At 68.6% G+C, this 15,817-nt stretch carries 16 protein-coding genes; 9 read left to right on the top strand and 7 right to left on the bottom strand.

Going from position 1 to position 15,817, the window contains the following annotated elements:
* Positions 1-157 precede the first annotated feature (157 nt).
* Together metH and ASE12_RS02395 are read left to right on the top strand one after the other, a co-directional pair.
* Entirely contained in the window at positions 158-3,952 is a 3,795-nt protein-coding gene (gene metH / locus ASE12_RS02400) for a methionine synthase (protein ID WP_082582031.1), read from the top strand.
* 25 nt (positions 3,953-3,977) lie between these two features.
* Entirely contained in the window at positions 3,978-4,829 is an 852-nt protein-coding gene (locus ASE12_RS02395) for a PAC2 family protein (protein WP_235508825.1), read from the top strand.
* Positions 4,830-4,835: 6 nt separating this feature from the next.
* Here ASE12_RS02395 and ASE12_RS02390 read toward each other — a convergent pair whose 3' ends face one another.
* Positions 4,836-5,510 (bottom strand): hypothetical protein, encoded by a 675-nt coding sequence (locus ASE12_RS02390; protein ID WP_056396465.1) that lies wholly within the window; start codon positions 5,508-5,510, stop codon positions 4,836-4,838.
* 125 nt (positions 5,511-5,635) lie between these two features.
* Between ASE12_RS02390 and ASE12_RS20195 the strand changes: the two genes are divergently transcribed.
* Positions 5,636-6,064 carry a glyoxalase/bleomycin resistance/extradiol dioxygenase family protein gene (locus ASE12_RS20195; RefSeq protein WP_056396462.1) on the top strand — a complete coding sequence of 143 codons (429 nt, stop codon included), beginning with the start codon at positions 5,636-5,638 and terminating at the stop codon, positions 6,062-6,064.
* Between the two features lie 4 nt (positions 6,065-6,068).
* On the opposite strand, the gene ASE12_RS02380 is transcribed toward ASE12_RS20195, so the two are convergent.
* Both ASE12_RS02380 and mshC read right to left on the bottom strand, forming a co-directional pair.
* A complete protein-coding gene (locus ASE12_RS02380; protein WP_056396459.1) occupies positions 6,069-6,251 on the bottom strand; it encodes a hypothetical protein in 183 nt (60 codons plus the stop codon).
* Positions 6,251-7,477 carry a cysteine--1-D-myo-inosityl 2-amino-2-deoxy-alpha-D-glucopyranoside ligase gene (gene mshC / locus ASE12_RS02375; protein ID WP_056396454.1) on the bottom strand — a complete coding sequence of 409 codons (1,227 nt, stop codon included), beginning with the start codon at positions 7,475-7,477 and terminating at the stop codon, positions 6,251-6,253. Before mshC ends, ASE12_RS02380 begins: the two co-directional genes overlap by 1 nt.
* Before the next feature lie 75 nt (positions 7,478-7,552).
* Between mshC and corA the strand changes: the two genes are divergently transcribed.
* Complete coding sequence (gene corA / locus ASE12_RS02370) at positions 7,553-8,512, top strand: magnesium/cobalt transporter CorA (protein WP_056396453.1); 960 nt, start codon at positions 7,553-7,555, stop codon at positions 8,510-8,512.
* 75 nt (positions 8,513-8,587) lie between these two features.
* Here corA and ASE12_RS02365 read toward each other — a convergent pair whose 3' ends face one another.
* Positions 8,588-9,424, bottom strand: a complete 837-nt coding sequence (locus ASE12_RS02365; protein WP_056396450.1) for an undecaprenyl-diphosphate phosphatase — start codon at positions 9,422-9,424, stop codon at positions 8,588-8,590.
* A gap of 48 nt (positions 9,425-9,472) precedes the next feature.
* Between ASE12_RS02365 and ASE12_RS02360 the strand changes: the two genes are divergently transcribed.
* Together ASE12_RS02360 and ASE12_RS02355 are read left to right on the top strand one after the other, a co-directional pair.
* Positions 9,473-10,426 (top strand): aldo/keto reductase, encoded by a 954-nt coding sequence (locus tag ASE12_RS02360; protein WP_056396447.1) that lies wholly within the window; start codon positions 9,473-9,475, stop codon positions 10,424-10,426.
* A gap of 11 nt (positions 10,427-10,437) precedes the next feature.
* On the top strand, positions 10,438-10,623 hold the full coding sequence (locus tag ASE12_RS02355) for a DUF5703 family protein (RefSeq protein WP_056396444.1): 186 nt from the start codon (positions 10,438-10,440) through the stop codon (positions 10,621-10,623).
* Between the two features lie 4 nt (positions 10,624-10,627).
* On the opposite strand, the gene ASE12_RS02350 is transcribed toward ASE12_RS02355, so the two are convergent.
* Positions 10,628-11,920 (bottom strand): M20/M25/M40 family metallo-hydrolase, encoded by a 1,293-nt coding sequence (locus ASE12_RS02350; protein WP_056396441.1) that lies wholly within the window; start codon positions 11,918-11,920, stop codon positions 10,628-10,630.
* A 42-nt stretch (positions 11,921-11,962) separates the two neighbouring features.
* On the opposite strand from ASE12_RS02350, the gene ASE12_RS02345 reads away from it, so the two are divergent.
* Positions 11,963-12,532: a dihydrofolate reductase family protein gene (locus ASE12_RS02345; RefSeq protein WP_056396438.1), complete on the top strand. Its 570-nt coding sequence runs from the start codon at positions 11,963-11,965 to the stop codon at positions 12,530-12,532.
* Here the strand turns inward: ASE12_RS02345 and ASE12_RS02340 are convergent.
* Positions 12,529-12,924: an SRPBCC family protein gene (locus ASE12_RS02340; protein WP_056396435.1), complete on the bottom strand. Its 396-nt coding sequence runs from the start codon at positions 12,922-12,924 to the stop codon at positions 12,529-12,531. The two genes, ASE12_RS02345 and ASE12_RS02340, sit on opposite strands and share 4 nt — an antisense overlap.
* A 15-nt stretch (positions 12,925-12,939) precedes the next feature.
* Here ASE12_RS02340 and ASE12_RS02335 point away from each other — a divergent pair, with 15 nt between their 5' ends.
* Positions 12,940-13,821, top strand: a complete 882-nt coding sequence (locus tag ASE12_RS02335) for a MoxR family ATPase (protein WP_056404467.1) — start codon at positions 12,940-12,942, stop codon at positions 13,819-13,821.
* Positions 13,818-15,242 carry a VWA domain-containing protein gene (locus ASE12_RS02330; protein ID WP_056396432.1) on the top strand — a complete coding sequence of 475 codons (1,425 nt, stop codon included), beginning with the start codon at positions 13,818-13,820 and terminating at the stop codon, positions 15,240-15,242. The genes ASE12_RS02335 and ASE12_RS02330 overlap by 4 nt, the downstream gene beginning before the upstream one ends.
* Here the strand turns inward: ASE12_RS02330 and ASE12_RS02325 are convergent.
* Positions 15,220-15,813, bottom strand: coding sequence for a hypothetical protein (locus tag ASE12_RS02325; RefSeq protein ID WP_056396430.1), 594 nt, complete (start codon positions 15,811-15,813; stop codon positions 15,220-15,222). The two genes, ASE12_RS02330 and ASE12_RS02325, sit on opposite strands and share 23 nt — an antisense overlap.
* Positions 15,814-15,817 lie beyond the last annotated feature (4 nt).

Below are 15,817 nucleotides of genomic sequence, written 5' to 3'. Positions count from 1 at the left end.
AGGACAGCATGTCCACGCCCGGCGAAGGTCCGGGCGCGACGTTGATCATCATGAGATACTGGTGGCACTAAGTTCGGGAGCTCCCGAGGCCCAGGCGAGCCCGCCGCCGGCTGGAGCGCCCCAGCATTCCTGCCGATCAACTCCTCGAGGATTGCTTGTGTCTCACACCCCCAACCTCCGTCCTGACGCCACGTCCGCCCTGACCGAGCTGCTGAAGAGCCGCATCATGGTGCTCGACGGCGCGATGGGTACGGCGATCCAGCGGGATCGCCCTGACGAGGCGGGCTACCGCGGTGAGCGGTTCGCCGACTGGCCGTCCGACGTCCAGGGCAACAACGACCTCCTGACGCTGACCCAGCCCGAGATCATCGCCGGCATCCACCGCGAGTACCTCGAGGCCGGCGCGGACATGATCGAGACCAACACGTTCAACGCGCAGGAGATCTCGCTCGGCGACTACGGCATGGAGGAGCTCTCCTACGAGCTCAACTACGAGTCAGCCCGGCTGGCGCGCCGTGAGTGCGACGCGATGACCGAGCGCACGCCCGACAAGCCGCGCTACGTGGCGGGCGCGCTCGGACCCACGACGCGTACGGCGTCGATCTCGCCCGACGTCAACGACCCGGGCGCCCGCAACGTGACCTATGACCAGCTCGTCGAGGCCTACAAGACCGCGGCCAAGGGCCTGGTCGACGGTGGCGCCGACGTCATCTTCATCGAGACGATCTTCGACACGCTCAACGCCAAGGCTGCGATCTTCGCCGTCGAGACGCTCTTCGAGGAGTACGACCGGCGCTGGCCCGTCATCATCTCCGGCACGATCACGGACGCCTCCGGGCGTACGTTGTCGGGCCAGGTCACCGAGGCGTTCTGGCACTCGGTTCGCCACGTCAACCCGCTGCTGGTCGGCCTCAACTGCGCGCTCGGCGCCAAGGAGATGCGGCCCTACATCGCCGAGATGGCTCGCATCGCCGACACGTTCGTCAGCTGCTACCCGAATGCCGGCCTGCCGAATGCGTTCGGCGAGTACGACGAGGAGCCCGACCAGACCGCGGCGATCATCGCCGAGTTCGCCGAGAGCGGCTTCGTCAACCTCGTCGGCGGCTGCTGCGGCACGACTCCGGCGCACATCGCCGCGATCGCGGACGCGGTCGAGGGCAAGGCCCCGCGGACACCCGTCGAGACGAGTCCGGCGCTCCGCCTGTCCGGTCTCGAGCCCGTGACGGTCGTGGAGGACACGCTCTTCGTCAACGTCGGTGAGCGCACCAACATCACCGGCTCCGCCCGCTTCCGCAACCTCATCAAGGCCGGCGACTACACCTCCGCGCTCGCGGTCGCCCGCCAGCAGGTCGAGGCCGGCGCGCAGGTCATCGACATCAACATGGACGAGGGCATGATCGACGGCGTCGCGGCGATGGACCGCTTCACCAAGCTCGTCGCCACCGAGCCCGACATCTGCCGGGTGCCGACCATGATCGACTCCTCCAAGTGGGAGGTCATCGAGGCCGGGCTCAAGTGCGTCCAGGGCAAGTCGATCGTCAACTCGATCTCGATGAAGGAGGGCGAGGAGAAGTTCGTCCGCGAGGCGCGGCTGTGTCGCAAGTACGGCGCCGCCGTCGTCGTCATGGCCTTCGACGAGGAAGGCCAGGCCGACAACCTCGAGCGCCGCAAGCAGATCTGCCAGCGCGCGTACGACATCCTGGTCAACGAGATCGGTTTTCCGCCCGAGGACATCATCTTCGATCCCAACGTGTTCGCCGTCGCGACCGGCATCGAGGAGCACGCCAACTACGGCGTCGACTTCATCGAGGCGACGCGCTGGATCAAGCAGAACCTGCCCGGTGCGCTGGTCTCCGGCGGTGTCTCCAACGTGTCGTTCTCGTTCCGGGGCAACAACCCCGTGCGCGAGGCGATCCACGCGGTGTTCCTCTACCACGCGATCAACGCCGGCATGGACATGGGAATCGTCAACGCCGGCGCCCTCGAGGTCTACGACGAGGTGCCCGAGCTGCTGCGCGACCGCATCGAGGACGTCATCCTCAACCGGCGTCCTGACTCGACGGAACGCCTGCTCGAGATCGCCGCTGACTTCGCTGGCGACGGCTCGGTCAAGGAGGTCGCGTCCGAGGAGTGGCGCTCGCTGCCGGTCGGCGAGCGGATCACCCACGCCCTGGTCAAGGGCATCGACGAGTTCGCCGAGTCCGACACCGAGGAGCTTCGCAAGCTGATCTCCGAGCGTGGCGGCCGGCCGATCGAGGTCATCGAGGGCCCGCTGATGGACGGCATGAACGTCGTCGGCGACCTGTTCGGCGAGGGCAAGATGTTCCTGCCCCAGGTCGTGAAGTCGGCACGCGTCATGAAGAAGGCCGTCGCCTACCTCATCCCGTTCATCGAGGCCGAGAAGCAGCCCGGTGACGTCGAGCGCAGCAACGGCAAGGTCGTCATGGCCACGGTCAAGGGCGACGTGCACGACATCGGCAAGAACATCGTCGGCGTCGTACTCCAGTGCAACAACTACGACGTCGTCGACCTCGGCGTCATGGTGCCCGCGCAGAAGATCCTCGACGCGGCCAAGGAGGAGGGCGCCGACGTCATCGGCCTCTCCGGCCTCATCACGCCGTCGCTCGACGAGATGGTCAACTTCGCCGCCGAGATGGAGCGGCAGGGGTTCGACATCCCGCTCATGATCGGTGGCGCCACGACGTCGCGGGCCCACACCGCCGTCAAGGTGGCGCAGAAGTATCACGGCCCGGTCATCTGGGTGAAGGACGCGTCGCGCTCGGTGCCCGTCGTCGCCGCGCTGCTCTCCGACGAGCAGCGGCCCAAGCTGCTGGCCGACACGGAGGCCGACTACGCCGAGCTGCGTGAGCGCCATGCCGCCCGTCAGGACACCCGCAAGCTGCTGCCGATCGCTGCTGCCCGCGCCAAGGCGACGCCGATCGACTGGAGCGACTACACCCCGCCGCGTCCGCGCATGCTGACGCAGCAGGCCAGGGACTCGCACACCGACGACTACCACCACTCGGGTGAGCCGACGCAGTTCGTCAAGACGTTCACGGACTACTCGCTCGACGAGCTGCGCAAGTACATCGACTGGCAGCCGTTCTTCAGCTCGTGGGAGATGAAGGGGCGCTACCCCGACATCCTCAACAACCCGGCGACCGGCGAGACCGCGCGCAAGCTCTTCGACGACGCGCAGGCGATGCTCGACCGGATCATCGACGAGAAGTGGATCCGCGCCAACGGCGTGTTCGGCCTGTTCCCGGCCAACCAGGTCGCCGGCGACGACATCGAGGTCTACACCGACGAGTCGCGGTCGGAGGTCAGGACCGTGCTGCACCAGCTGCGCCAGCAGACCGAGGGGCGTGAAGGTTCGGCCCGCAAGTCGCTGGCCGACTTCGTGGCGCCCAAGGACACGGGCCTTCGTGACTACGTCGGCGCGTTCGCGGTCACCGCGGGGCACGGGATCACCGACAAGATCATGGAGTTCAAGAAGGATCTCGACGACTACAACGCGATCCTGCTCGAGTCCCTCGCCGACCGCCTGGCCGAGGCCTTCGCCGAGCGTTTGCACGAGCGCGTACGCAAGGAGTTCTGGGCGCACGCTCCCAACGAGGCACTCAGCAACGAGGAGCTCATCAAGGAGAAGTACGCCGGCATTCGCCCGGCGCCGGGCTACCCCGCGTGCCCGGAGCACACCGAGAAGCAGACGATCTGGGAGCTGCTCGACGTGGAGGCCAACGCCGGCATCGAGCTGACCGAGAGCATGGCCATGTGGCCCGGTGCTGCCGTGAGCGGGCTCTACTTCTCCCACCCGGACTCGCAGTACTTCGTGCTCGGGCGGATCGGCCGCGACCAGGTCGAGGACTACGCCGAGCGCAAGGGCTGGAGCGTCGACGAGGCCGAGAAGTGGCTGTCGCCCAACCTCGGCTACCGCACGGAGAACGAGTGAGGCGTGCGCGGGCTAGGCTGAAGGAGTGACCTCCAGCCCCGACATCCCGCAGCTCCGAGACCCGTGGATGGTGGCTGCCTTCGAGGGGTGGAACGACGCCGCCGATGCCGCGTCGGGCACCGTCGACCACCTCATCGAGGAGTGGGACGCCGAGCTGCTGATCGAGCTGGACCCTGAGGACTACTACGACTTCCAGGTGCACCGGCCGCAGGTCCACAACGGTGACGACGGCGACCGGTTGATCACGTGGCCCGCGCCGATGATCTATCACGCCCGTCCCCGGCGTGGAGAGCGTGATGTGCTGCTGCTGCGCGCTCCCGAGCCCAACTTCCGCTGGAAGGCGTTCTGCTCGACCGTGCTCGGCGTGGCGAAGCTCGCCGGGGTCACCGAGCTGATCACCTTGGGCGCCCTGCTCGCGGACTCGCCGCACACCCGCCCGGTGCCGGTCAGCGGCTCGACGACGGATCCGGTGCTGATGGAGCGCATGTCGTTGCTCCCCTCGACGTATTCGGGACCCGTGGGCATCACGTCGGTCCTCAACGAGATGGCGTCCCAGGAAGGCATCGCCTCGGCGTCACTGTGGGCCGCGGTCCCGCACTACCTCGCAGAGCCGCCGTGCCCCAAGGCCACCCTGGCGCTGCTCGGCGCGATCGAGGACGCGATGGGCCTGCCGCTCCCCCAGGGCGTCCTTGTCGAGATGACCGACGCGTGGCAGCGGGGCGCCGAGGACCTGACGTCGCGTGACGAGGAGATCGCCGAGTACGTCGAGGCGCTCGAGAACGAGCGGGACACGAGCGACCTGCCCGAGGCCTCCGGCGACGCGATCGCCCGCGAGTTCGAGCGCTACCTGCGCCGTCGCAACGACGACCCGGAATAGGTCCCGCTAGTTCGATTGGTGGGCGCAGGCCTTCTGGATGTCTGAGAACGCACGCAGGACCGTGGACCCGACCTTGCCGTCGTCGTCGAGATAGGCAGCTGGATCGTCGAGGAAGTCGACGAGCTGACCGGCAGGGTCCGCGAGCTTTGGGTTGTTGGCGCCCACGACCGTGAACAGCTGGTCCTGGAGCCTGCCACGGGACGCCTTGTCGGCCGCTGACTCCTTCTTGCCGGTGAACCCCAGCGCCGCTTGCGCAACCTTGCCCTTGCCCATGAGGATCTCGCATCCGCCCGCCAGCGTCGCCGGGTCCGCGCTAGCCGCCTTCGAGCTGGCTTCGCGCGTCCACGCGCTGCAGGACCGACTGGTGAAGAACTCCCCGTCGTGCAGCTCGATGCGTTGGACGTCGCCGACCCGCATGGAGCCGCTGATGTAGGCGTCGTCGTCGGCGTTGTCGTCCATGATGTCGAAGTCCGCCGAGGAAGCCGTGTACGCCGCGCACTCGCCCTTGGCGGTGTATACGCCAGGCTTGATGTCCTTGCCGACGGCGTACACGCCATCCTGGGTGACGGTCGATGCGAGTCCGGCGGCCGGCTTCGTCTGAGCGTCGCTGCCGTTGTCGGACGATCCGCAGCCTGCGGCCAGGACGGCGATGCAGGCGATCACGCACGCGGTCCTCTTCATTCGGCGATCCTTGCAGACCAGCTGTCTCTCGTGTGCACGAACGACGCCTGGGCGAGGCTACGTTTTGGTGTCCGTCCGGGTCTGGGGCGGTGCAGGACGTCCGAGGCCCGTGCAAAACTGGCCGCATGGGTGACAACACGATCCGGCCCAAGCTCGTCGTGTCGGATGCTGCTGCGGCGATCGACTTCTATCGGGACGTCCTCGGCGCGGAGCTGATCAGCAGCTATCCGGTCGGAGATCGCATCGTGTTCGCTGAGCTGGAGGTCTTCGGCTGCAGCGTCACGCTCAAGGACGCCGACGACACCGACCCGGCAGCGACCGCCCAGACGCCCGGTTCGATCCTTGACGTCGTCACACCAGAGCCGGACGCCGTCGCAGCCGCGATGGTCGATGCAGGCGCCGAGATCATCTTCCCTGTCGCTGACCAGGCGTACGGGGCTCGCGGTGGGCGCGTACGCGATCCGTTCGGGGTGCAGTGGCTGCTGCAGACGCCGGTCACCGTCTCTCCCGAGGAATGGCCCGAGGTCCTCGAACGGATGCAGGCAGAAGGCTAGGGGCTCAGCGCGGTCCGCGGAGACCGTCGCGGAACGACGCCCCGACCTTGATCAGCCCGGGCAGCCAGAGCACGATGACGCCCACCACGAGGGCGGGCCAGAAGCCGGTGAACATGTAGACCACGGCCAGTGCGGCGGTCGTGACCCACCGCAGGATGTCGAGCTCCTCCTTCGACGGGCGACGCATCACAACGCCACGCCGAGCAAGGCGTCGACGGCGGTGCGTACGGTGCGACCGGCCTGCGGGTCGGCGGCCGCGTCGTCGGCAGCCCAGGCGTCGATCGCCGCAAGGGCCGTCGGCGCGTCGAGGTCGTCGGCGAGCGCAGCGCGTACGGCCTTCAGCACCTCGGTGCCTGACGGCGCGAGCGTACGACTGACCGCGTCACGCCAGGTCGCGAGGCGGGCCTCGGCCTTGGTGATCTCGTCGTCGAACCACTCCCAGTCGCTGCGGTAGTGGTGCGCCAGGAGAGCCAGCCGGATCGCCATGGGGTCGCGGCCGTCGGCACGGAGCTGCGAGACGAGCACGAGGTTGCCCTTGGACTTCGACATCTTCTCGCCCTCGAAGCCGACCATGCCGGCGTGGACGTACGCCTCGGCGAACGGCTCGTGCGTCACGACGGTGGCTTCTGACGCGGACATCTCGTGGTGCGGGAACACCAGGTCGGATCCTCCGCCCTGGACGTCGAACCTGACGCCGAGGTGCTTCAGCGCGATCGCGGCGCACTCGACGTGCCAGCCCGGCCGGCCCTTGCCGAGGCGGGTCTCCCAGGACGGCTCACCGGGTCGCTCGGCCTGCCAGAGCAGACAGTCCAGCGGGTGCTTCTTGCCCGGCCGGTCGGGGTCTCCCCCGCGCTCGGGGAAGATGCGGAGCATCTCGGCCTCGTCGAGTCCGGACACGCTGCCGAAGCCGGCGTCGGCATGCACATCGAAGTAGAGGTCGTCGTCGACCTGATAGACCGATCCCGCCCGGTGCAGCTTGTCGATGAGGTCCACGACCAGGTCGATCGTCTCCACCGCGCCGACATAGTTGGCCGGCGGGATGATCCTCAGCGCGGTCATGTCCTGACGGAACAGCTCGATCTCCTGTGCCGCGAGGTCGGACCACTCGACGCCGGTCGCCTGCGCCCGCTCGATCAGCGGATCGTCGACGTCCGTGACGTTCTGCGTGTAGTCGACGTCGATACCGTGGTCGAGCCACACCCGCTGGAGCAGGTCGAACGCCAGGTAGGTCGAGGCGTGACCCATGTGCGTCGCGTCGTACGGCGTGATGCCACAGACGTACATCCGGGCCGAACCCGCCGGGTCGCTCGGGCGTACCTCGCCCGATGCGGTGTCGTGGACGCGCACGACCGGCCCTTCACCGAGTCCGAGATCGCCGAGTGACGGGACGTCGGGACGTGACCAGCTGCGCATGAGGCGAGCGTATCGGCTGGCTGGCTGCGGCCTGTCGACGGCGTCACCCGTTGAGACCGGGGGCAGAATGACGTCGTGATCATCGACTGCGCGGTCTATCGCGACGGAATTCGTGAGTCGACCAAGGATGACAAGCACTCGCTCGACGCCGCCTTGGCCGGCCTCGGGGAGGACGACTTCCTCTGGATCGGCATCGGCAACCCGACGACCGACGAGATGCATCGCGTCGCGGAGTCGCTGCGGCTGCATCCGCTGGCCGTCGAGGACGCCCTCGAGGCGCACCAGCGGCCCAAGGTCGAGCGCTACGAGGACCACCTGTTCATGTCGATCCGCACGGTGGCCTACAGCGACGACGACATCCGGACGCACGAGGTCAACATCTTCCTCGGCTCGAACTTCCTGCTGACGGTGCGACACGGCGGGCCCACCCTCAAGGAGGCCCGGCGCGCTGCGGAGACCATGATCGAGCCGCTCTCGCACGGGCCGACGGCTGCGTTGTACGCCGTCGTCGACAACATCGTGGACCACTACGAGGCCGTCGCCAGGGAGCTCGAGATCGACGTGCAGGAGGTCGAGACCTCGGTGTTCTCCGCGGAGCGGTCCAACGACTCGACCCGCATCTACCGGCTCAAGCGCGAGACCCTGGAGTTCCGTCGCGCGGTGCTGCCGCTCAAGGAGCCGATCCTGCGGTTCGCGCAGGGCTCGATGCCCGAGAACGCGCGACCGTACTTCCGCGACATCGGCGACCACCTCGCGCGAGCCGCTGAAGCGATCGACTCGATCGACCACCTGCTCGACAACGCGCTGCAGGCTCACCTGGCGCAGCTGAGCGTCCAGCAGAACGAGGACATGCGCAAGCTCACCGCCGGTGCGACGATCTTCGCCGTACCGACCGCGATCGCCGGCATCTACGGCATGAACTTCGAGCACATGCCGGAGCTCACCTGGACGTACGGCTACCCGATCTGCGTCGGGGTGATCGGCGGGCTGTGCCTCTACATCTACCGCCGCTTCAAGAAGTCCGGCTGGCTCTGAGCGGACCCCCGCGATTCGTGAAGCTACAGGCGCTAAAAGGCGCGTGTACCGCCTTTAACTCCACGAATCGCGGGATCAGCTGACGGTCACGGTCGAGGTCATGACGCCGGTGACCACGAGGGCGAGCACCAGCACGCCGAGCGCGACGCGGTAGATGACGAACGGCGTGTACGACTTGCGGCTGACGTACTCCAGCAGCCAGTGGATCACGGCGAGGCCGACGACGAACGACACGACGGTCGCGACGATCGTGGGACCGGGGCCGTACGCGTTGGCCTGGTCCGGGATGTCCTTGAGGTTGTAGATGCCGGCGCCCAGCACCGCGGGGATCGCCAGCAGGAACGCGTAGCGGGTGGCCGCGCGGCGCTCGTAACCGAGCAGCAGTCCCATGCTGATCGTGCCGCCGGAGCGCGAGACACCCGGGAACAGCGCGCACGCCTGGGCGAGGCCGAACAGGACCGCGTCGCGGGTCGTGAGCTTCTCGATCGGGCGGTTCTTGAGGCCCCAGCGCTCGGCGAACCCGAGGATCAGGCCGAAGACGATCAGCGCGACGGCGATCAGGGCGACCCGACGGAACTCGTGCTTGATCGAGTCCTGGAACAACAGGCCGAGGATCACGATCGGCACGGAGCCGATGATGACGAACCAGCCCATGCGCCACTCGAGGGCTTCGCGGGCGCTCGCGCTGAACAGGCCGCGGATCCACCCGGAGGCGATCGTGACGATGTCACGCCAGAAGTAGATCACCACCGCGAGCTCGGTGCCGATCTGGATCACCGCCGTGAACGCGGCGCCCGGATCGTCCCACCCGAAGAACTTGGGGAAGATCGCGAGATGCGCGCTGCTGGAGATGGGCAGGAACTCGGTCAGGCCCTGAAGCAGACCCAGGACCACGGCACGGAGGAAATCCACTGTGCGAGCCTACCGGGCTGCCTTCACCCGTCCGACTAGCCTTGCGGCATGCAGTATCGCCGCGTTGGTGCATCGGGGCTGGAAGTGTCACGGCTCGCGCTCGGCACCATGACGTGGGGCACCGCCGTCGACGCGTACGACGCCGAGGAGCAGCTGTCGACGTTCCTCGACGCAGGCGGCACGTTGGTCGACACGGCACCGATCTACGGCGACGGTGCGTGCGAGGAGCTGCTCGGCACCCTCATCAACAAGGCCGACGTACGTGGCCGCATCGTGCTGGCCGGCAAGGCCGGGTTGATCAAGCGCGGCGACCGCATCGACCGCGACAGCTCGCGCCGCACGTTGCTCGACCAGCTCGACCTGTCGTTGCGCCAGCTCGGCACGGATCACCTCGACCTGTGGCAGATCCACACGTGGGACGCAGAGACACCGATCGAGGAGACGCTCGGCACGCTCGAGCACGCCGTACGGACGGGGCGCACGCGCTACGTCGGCATCTCCAACTACGCCGGCTGGCAGACCGCACTGGCGCACACCTGGCTCGCGGAGCGTGCCGACGCGCTTCCCCTGATCAGCACACAGGTCGAGTACTCCCTCGTACGCCGTGAGGCCGAGGACGAGGTCCTGCCGGCCGCACGGCATCTCGGGATGGGCGTGCTGGCCTGGTCACCGCTCGGCCGCGGCGTGCTGACCGGCAAGTATCGCGGTGGCGTGCCGTCGGACTCGCGTGCTGCCGACCCGGCGTGGGAGGCGTTCGTCGCCAAGTACCTCACTCCGCAGAAGTCGGCGGTCGTCGAGGCGCTCGCGCGCGCCTCCGAGGGTCTCGACGTCACGATCGCCCATGTGGCGCTCGCCTGGCTGCTGGCCCGTCCCGGGGTTGCGTCGGCGATCGTCGGGGCACGTACGACATCACAGCTGCAGGAGAACCTGGCGTCGGAAGACCTCGAGCTGCCGCCCGAGATCGTGCAGGCCCTCGACGACGTGTCGGACAGTGCAAGATGAGAGGTGAGTCAATGATCGAGTACGAGTTCTGGAACCTCACGATCGACCGCACCAAGTCGCGTACGGCGGTGTGCCGCATGCTGACCGACGCCGCGGAGTATCAGGGGTGGGAGCTCGACCGATTGCGCAAGGACGGCACCGGGCAGCGGACGGTCGTCCTGCGCCGCAAGATCATCCGCATGCGCAGCACGCTCTGACCCGCTAGACCAGGTTCAGGAACTCGTCGAAGACGCGGGAGCCGAACTCCAGCGCCTCGACCGGCACGCGCTCGTCGACGCCGTGGAACAGCGCCGTGAAGTCGAGGTCGGCCGGGAGCCGGAGCGGCGTGAAGCCGTACGACGTGATGCCCAGCTTGTGCCACGCCTTGGCGTCGGTGCCGCCGGACATGAGGAACGGTGCGATGTGCGCGTCGGGGTCCTGGCTGTGCAGCGCCACGGTCATCGCATCGACCAGGTCGCCCTTGAACGCGTACTCCAGCGCCGCGTCCGTGATGTGCGTCTCGACGGTCACGTTGGCGCCCACGATCTCCTGGACGGCCGGCACGAACGAGTCGGCATGGCCGGGCAGGTAGCGCCCGTCGACGTACGCGATCGCCTCGCCGGGCACCACGTTGTGCTTGTAGCCCGCTTCCAGCATCGTGGCGTTCGTCGTGTTGCGCATGCCGGCGCCGATCATGCGGATGGCGGGGCCGAACTGCTCGAGCAGCTCGTCGGCGGTGCCCTCCTTGCCGGTCAGCTCCCGCACCTTGGCCAGCAGCAGCTCCATCGAGGGACCGGGCTCGTCGGGCCACTGGTGCTCCCCCAGCGTCACGAGCGCCTGCGCGAGGTGCGTGACGGCGTTGTCGTCGTTGCGCATCGAGCCATGCCCTGCGGTCCCGCGGGCTCGCAGGCGCATCCACGCGATGCCCTTCTCGCCGGACTCGATGAGATAGAGGCGCTTGCCACCGACCTCGGTCGAGAACCCGCCGACCTCCCCGATCGCCTCGGTGCAGCCCTCGAACAGCTCAGGGTGGTGCTCGACCATCCAGTGCGCCCCGAGCACGCCGCCGGCCTCCTCGTCGGCGGTGAAGACCAGCGTGATGGGCCGGTCGGGGATCGCGCCGGCGCGCTGCCGGGCGCGTACGACCGACAGCAGCATCGCGTCGAAGTCCTTCATGTCGACCGCACCGCGGCCGAACAGGTAGCCGTCGACGACCTCTGCGGCGAACGGGTCGACCTGCCAGTCGCTCCCCCGCGCCGGTACGACGTCGAGGTGGCCGTGGATCAGCAGGCCGGGGCGCGGCGAGTCCTGGTTGCCCCAGCGGGCGACGACGCTCGCCCGACCCGACTCGGACTCGAAGATCTGCGACTCGATGCCGACCTCGGCGAGCGAGCCGGCGACGTACTCGGCGGCCTTGCGCTCCCCCGGACCCGAGTCGTCACCGTAGTTGGAGGTGTCGATCCTGATCAGGTCGCGGCAGATGTCGAGTGCTTCGGATTCCGGCGAGTACCCCATACGGTGATCCTACGCACGACGCCGTCGACCGGAGGCCCGCCCATGAGCTCGCTCGTCATGTTCATGACCATCTCGCTGGACGGGTACGCCACAGGCCCCGACGTGAGCATGGAGAACGCCATGGGAGTCGGCGGCGAAGCGCTGCACGAGTGGCTGTTCGAGGGCGACGACACCGACAAGGCCGTCGCCGAGAGCCTGTCGGGTGGCATCGGGGCGTGCCTCGTGGGCCGGGTGATGCACGATCTCGGGATCCCGCACTGGGGTGACGTGCCGTTCCCGCTGCCGACCGTCGTGCTGACCCACGAGGAGCTCCCGGACCGGCCGATGACCTCGGGCACCTTCACGTACGTCTCGGGCATCAAGCCCGCACTCGCCCGCGCGCGCGAGCTGGCCGGGGAGCGGGACGTGCTGCTGATGGGCGGGCCCGGCGTGATCCGCCAGTACCTCTCGACCGGGCTCGTCGACGAGATCCGGCTGAGCATCGCGCACCTGCTGCTGGGTGGCGGACTACGCCTGTTCGAGGGCATCGGGACCCCGCCGCCGACGTTCGAGACGGTGTCGTCGCGGTCGTCCTCGCTGGCGACCCACCTGGTCCTGCGCGCCGTCCGCTAGGCGAGCAGCCGGTCGACGACGCGCGAGAAGACGCGCGTGCTGACCGCCCGGGTCAGCCCGTCGAGCGCACGCGGCACGCCCCGCACGTGGAGGTCCTCACGCCAGGTCACCCGGCTGCCGGCCGGCACGGCCTCGACCTGCACCTCGGCCCACCCCGTCACGACCCGGCCGCGCTTCTCCAGGCGGCAGAACGACGGCTCGCGCCACTCCGTGATGTCCATCGGATCGTCGAACGTGAGCCGCCAGAAGCCCGTGCGGGCGATGAATCCCCGATCGGTCCGGACGATGCGGGTGAGCGGCACGTGGCGACCGTGCTGCTCCCAGTCGGTGAGGCGGCGCCACGCCTCATCGGGCGGCAGATGCACCTCGCGCACGATCTCGAAGAGGGCCACGGCATCATCGTAGGCATGCGCACCATGCCGTTCACCTCGATCGACGACGTCAAGGAGAAGCTCGCCGCTGCGGGCTATCTGGCCTCCGACGCCGTCGCCACCACCGTCTTCCTGGCCAGCGAGCTGGGCAAGCCGTTGCTCGTCGAGGGCCCGGCAGGTGTCGGCAAGACCGCCCTGTCGAGCGCGGTGGCGCAGGCCTGCGGAGCCGATCTCGTACGCCTGCAGTGCTACGAGGGCGTCGACGAGGCTCGCGCGATCTACGAGTGGAACCACGCCAAGCAGCTGCTGCGCATCACGGCGGGCAAGGACGAGACGTGGGACGAGGCGCGCAACGACATCTTCAGCGAGGAGTTCCTGCTCGCCCGCCCGTTGCTCACCGCGATCCGCAACGAGGGCCCGACCGTCCTGCTGATCGACGAGACCGACAAGGCGGACGTCGAGATCGAGGGGCTGTTGCTGGAGGTGCTCGGCGACTTCCAGATCACCGTGCCCGAGCTCGGCACGATCACGGCGACCAGCCGGCCGTTCGTCGTGCTGACCTCCAACGCCACCCGTGAGCTCTCCGAGGCGCTGCGCCGCCGGTGCCTGTTCCTGCACATCGACTTCCCCGATGCCGAGCTCGAGCAGGCGATCGTACGCCTGAAGGTGCCCGAGCTCGACGCGACGCTGGGCGACTCGCTGGTGCGGGTCATCAACGCGCTGAGGACGATGCCGCTGCGCAAGGCGCCGTCGGTCTCGGAGACGATCGACTGGGCCCGCACGCTCGTGGCCCTCGGCGCCGACATCCTCGACGACCAGGTCGTCAAGGAGAGCCTCGGAGTCATCCTCAAGCACCAGGACGACCTCGAGAAGGCCACCTCGCGGCTCGACCTCGACGAGGTGCTGGGCGCGTCATGAACGAGGCGCGAGTCGGCGAACCGGTGGCGCAGGACGTCGCCGGCCGACTCGTCGAGTTCGTCGCCGCGCTGCGCACCAAGGGCATCCCGGCCGGCACCAGCGAGACGGTCGACGCGGCAGCCGTGGTCGAGGTGCTGGGCATGAGCGATCGGTCGCAGCTGCGCGAGGGCCTCGCGTCGGCGCTCGTACGCCGTGGGGGTCAGCGCGACGTCTTCGACATGACGTTCGACCTGTTCTTCCCGGCCGGCGTCGGCGCACCACAGGCCGCTCGCGAGACCGACGAGGACTTCGATCTCGACGACCTCAGGGACCTGCTGGCCATGGCGCTCGCCGAGAACGACCTGCGGGCGCTCGAGCAGGTCGCCGAGATCGCGGTCGACCTGCTCGGAGGCGTCGGCACCGAGGGCACGCCGACGGGCGGGTGGTCCGCCTACCAGACGCTGGAGCGACTGAGGCCGCAGACGTTGCTGGTGCAGGCTCTGGGTCAGCGCGGCGAGGGCGGCGGTGGTCAGGGCCAGGGACAAGGTGGAGGCGAGGGACAGGGCGGCGGGTTCACCGACCGCCTCGAGCGCGACGAGGTGCGCAACAACATCGACCGCTTCCGCGCCATGGTCGCGAGCGAGGCACGACGGCGGACGGCGGAGCTGCGCGGCCGTGAGGTCGTCACGCGACACGCGGTGCGTACCGGCAGCGACCGCATCGACTTCCTCAGCGCCAACCAGCAGCAGCTCGAGGAGCTCGGCCGCATCGTGCGGTCGCTGTCGCGCAAGCTCGCCACCCGGTTGGCCGCACGCCGACGCAAGGCCAGCCGTGGCCGCATCGACATCCGTCGCACGTTGCGCCGCTCGATGTCGACCGGTGGCGTGCCGATCCGTCCCGTGTACGCCAAGCCGCACCCGTCGCGACCCGAGCTCGTCCTGCTGTGCGACGTGTCGGGCTCGGTCTCGGGTTTCTCGAGCTTCACGATGCACCTCGTGCAGGCACTCAGCGGCCAGTTCAGCAAGGTGCGGGTGTTCGCGTTCGTCAACGCGATGGCCGAGGTGACCGACCTCGTCAAGGACGGCGGTGACGACCTCGCGAGCCGGATCGCGCGCGAGGCCCGCATCACCAAGTGGCACACCAGCAGCGACTACGGCGAGGCGTTCGCCGACTTCCACGCCGATCACATGAGGGCGATCGGCCCGCGTACCGCCGTGCTGATCCTCGGTGATGCCCGCAACAACAACCAGGACCCCAACCTCGGCGCGCTGCACGAGATCAACCAGCGCGCCCGGCGTACGTTCTGGCTCAACCCCGAGCACTCGATGCGCTGGGGGCTCGGCGACTCGATCGCACCGATGTACGCCGACGTGGTCGAGATGCACGAGTGCTGCAACGTCGATCAGCTGACGAAGTTCATCACCCGGCTGCTGCCGGTCTGACCGTCAGCGCGTCCCGTCGCATCGCCCAGACGATCGTCCCCCAGCCCGCGGCGATCGCCAGCATCGAGAGCCCGCCGCCCGGCCAGTAGACATGCTCCTGCATGAACCCGAAGTCGCCGGCCAGGACGAGCACCGTCCCAGGAGCGGCGGCCCAGCCGGCAGCCCGAAGCGCGCAGCCGCAGGCGAGAGCTGACGCCCCGATGAGCGCGATCGACCCGATCTGGCCCAGGTCGGAGGCGAGCCGGAAGACCACGCCGAAGCCGCCACGGTCGTGTGCCAGCTTCAGTCCTCCGGCGCCGATGCCCGCCAGCACGTCGAGCGCGGTGTAGAAGCACGCGTAGACGTACCCGAGCGCCGCGGCCACCATGCCGTACGTCCGATCCACGCTGCGAGCCACGAGCCACGGCGCGAGACCGAGCAGCGGGAACAACGGCAGCAGGACGACGTGGAGGTCACGCCACCGTCGCGCGTCGTCGAGCGTCAGGTGAGCGGGATGCGTCAGACCGAGCAACGCGATCGCCAGCGGCACGCCGATCGCGACGCCGACGTTCCACCGGGTGAGCTGCGGCATGCCC

It is taken from the genome of Aeromicrobium sp. Root236 (assembly GCF_001428805.1).
Taxonomy (GTDB): Bacteria; Actinomycetota; Actinomycetes; order Propionibacteriales; family Nocardioidaceae; genus Aeromicrobium.
The sequence above is the reverse complement of the archived record's forward strand: the minus strand, read 5'-3'. Positions and strand labels throughout refer to the sequence as shown.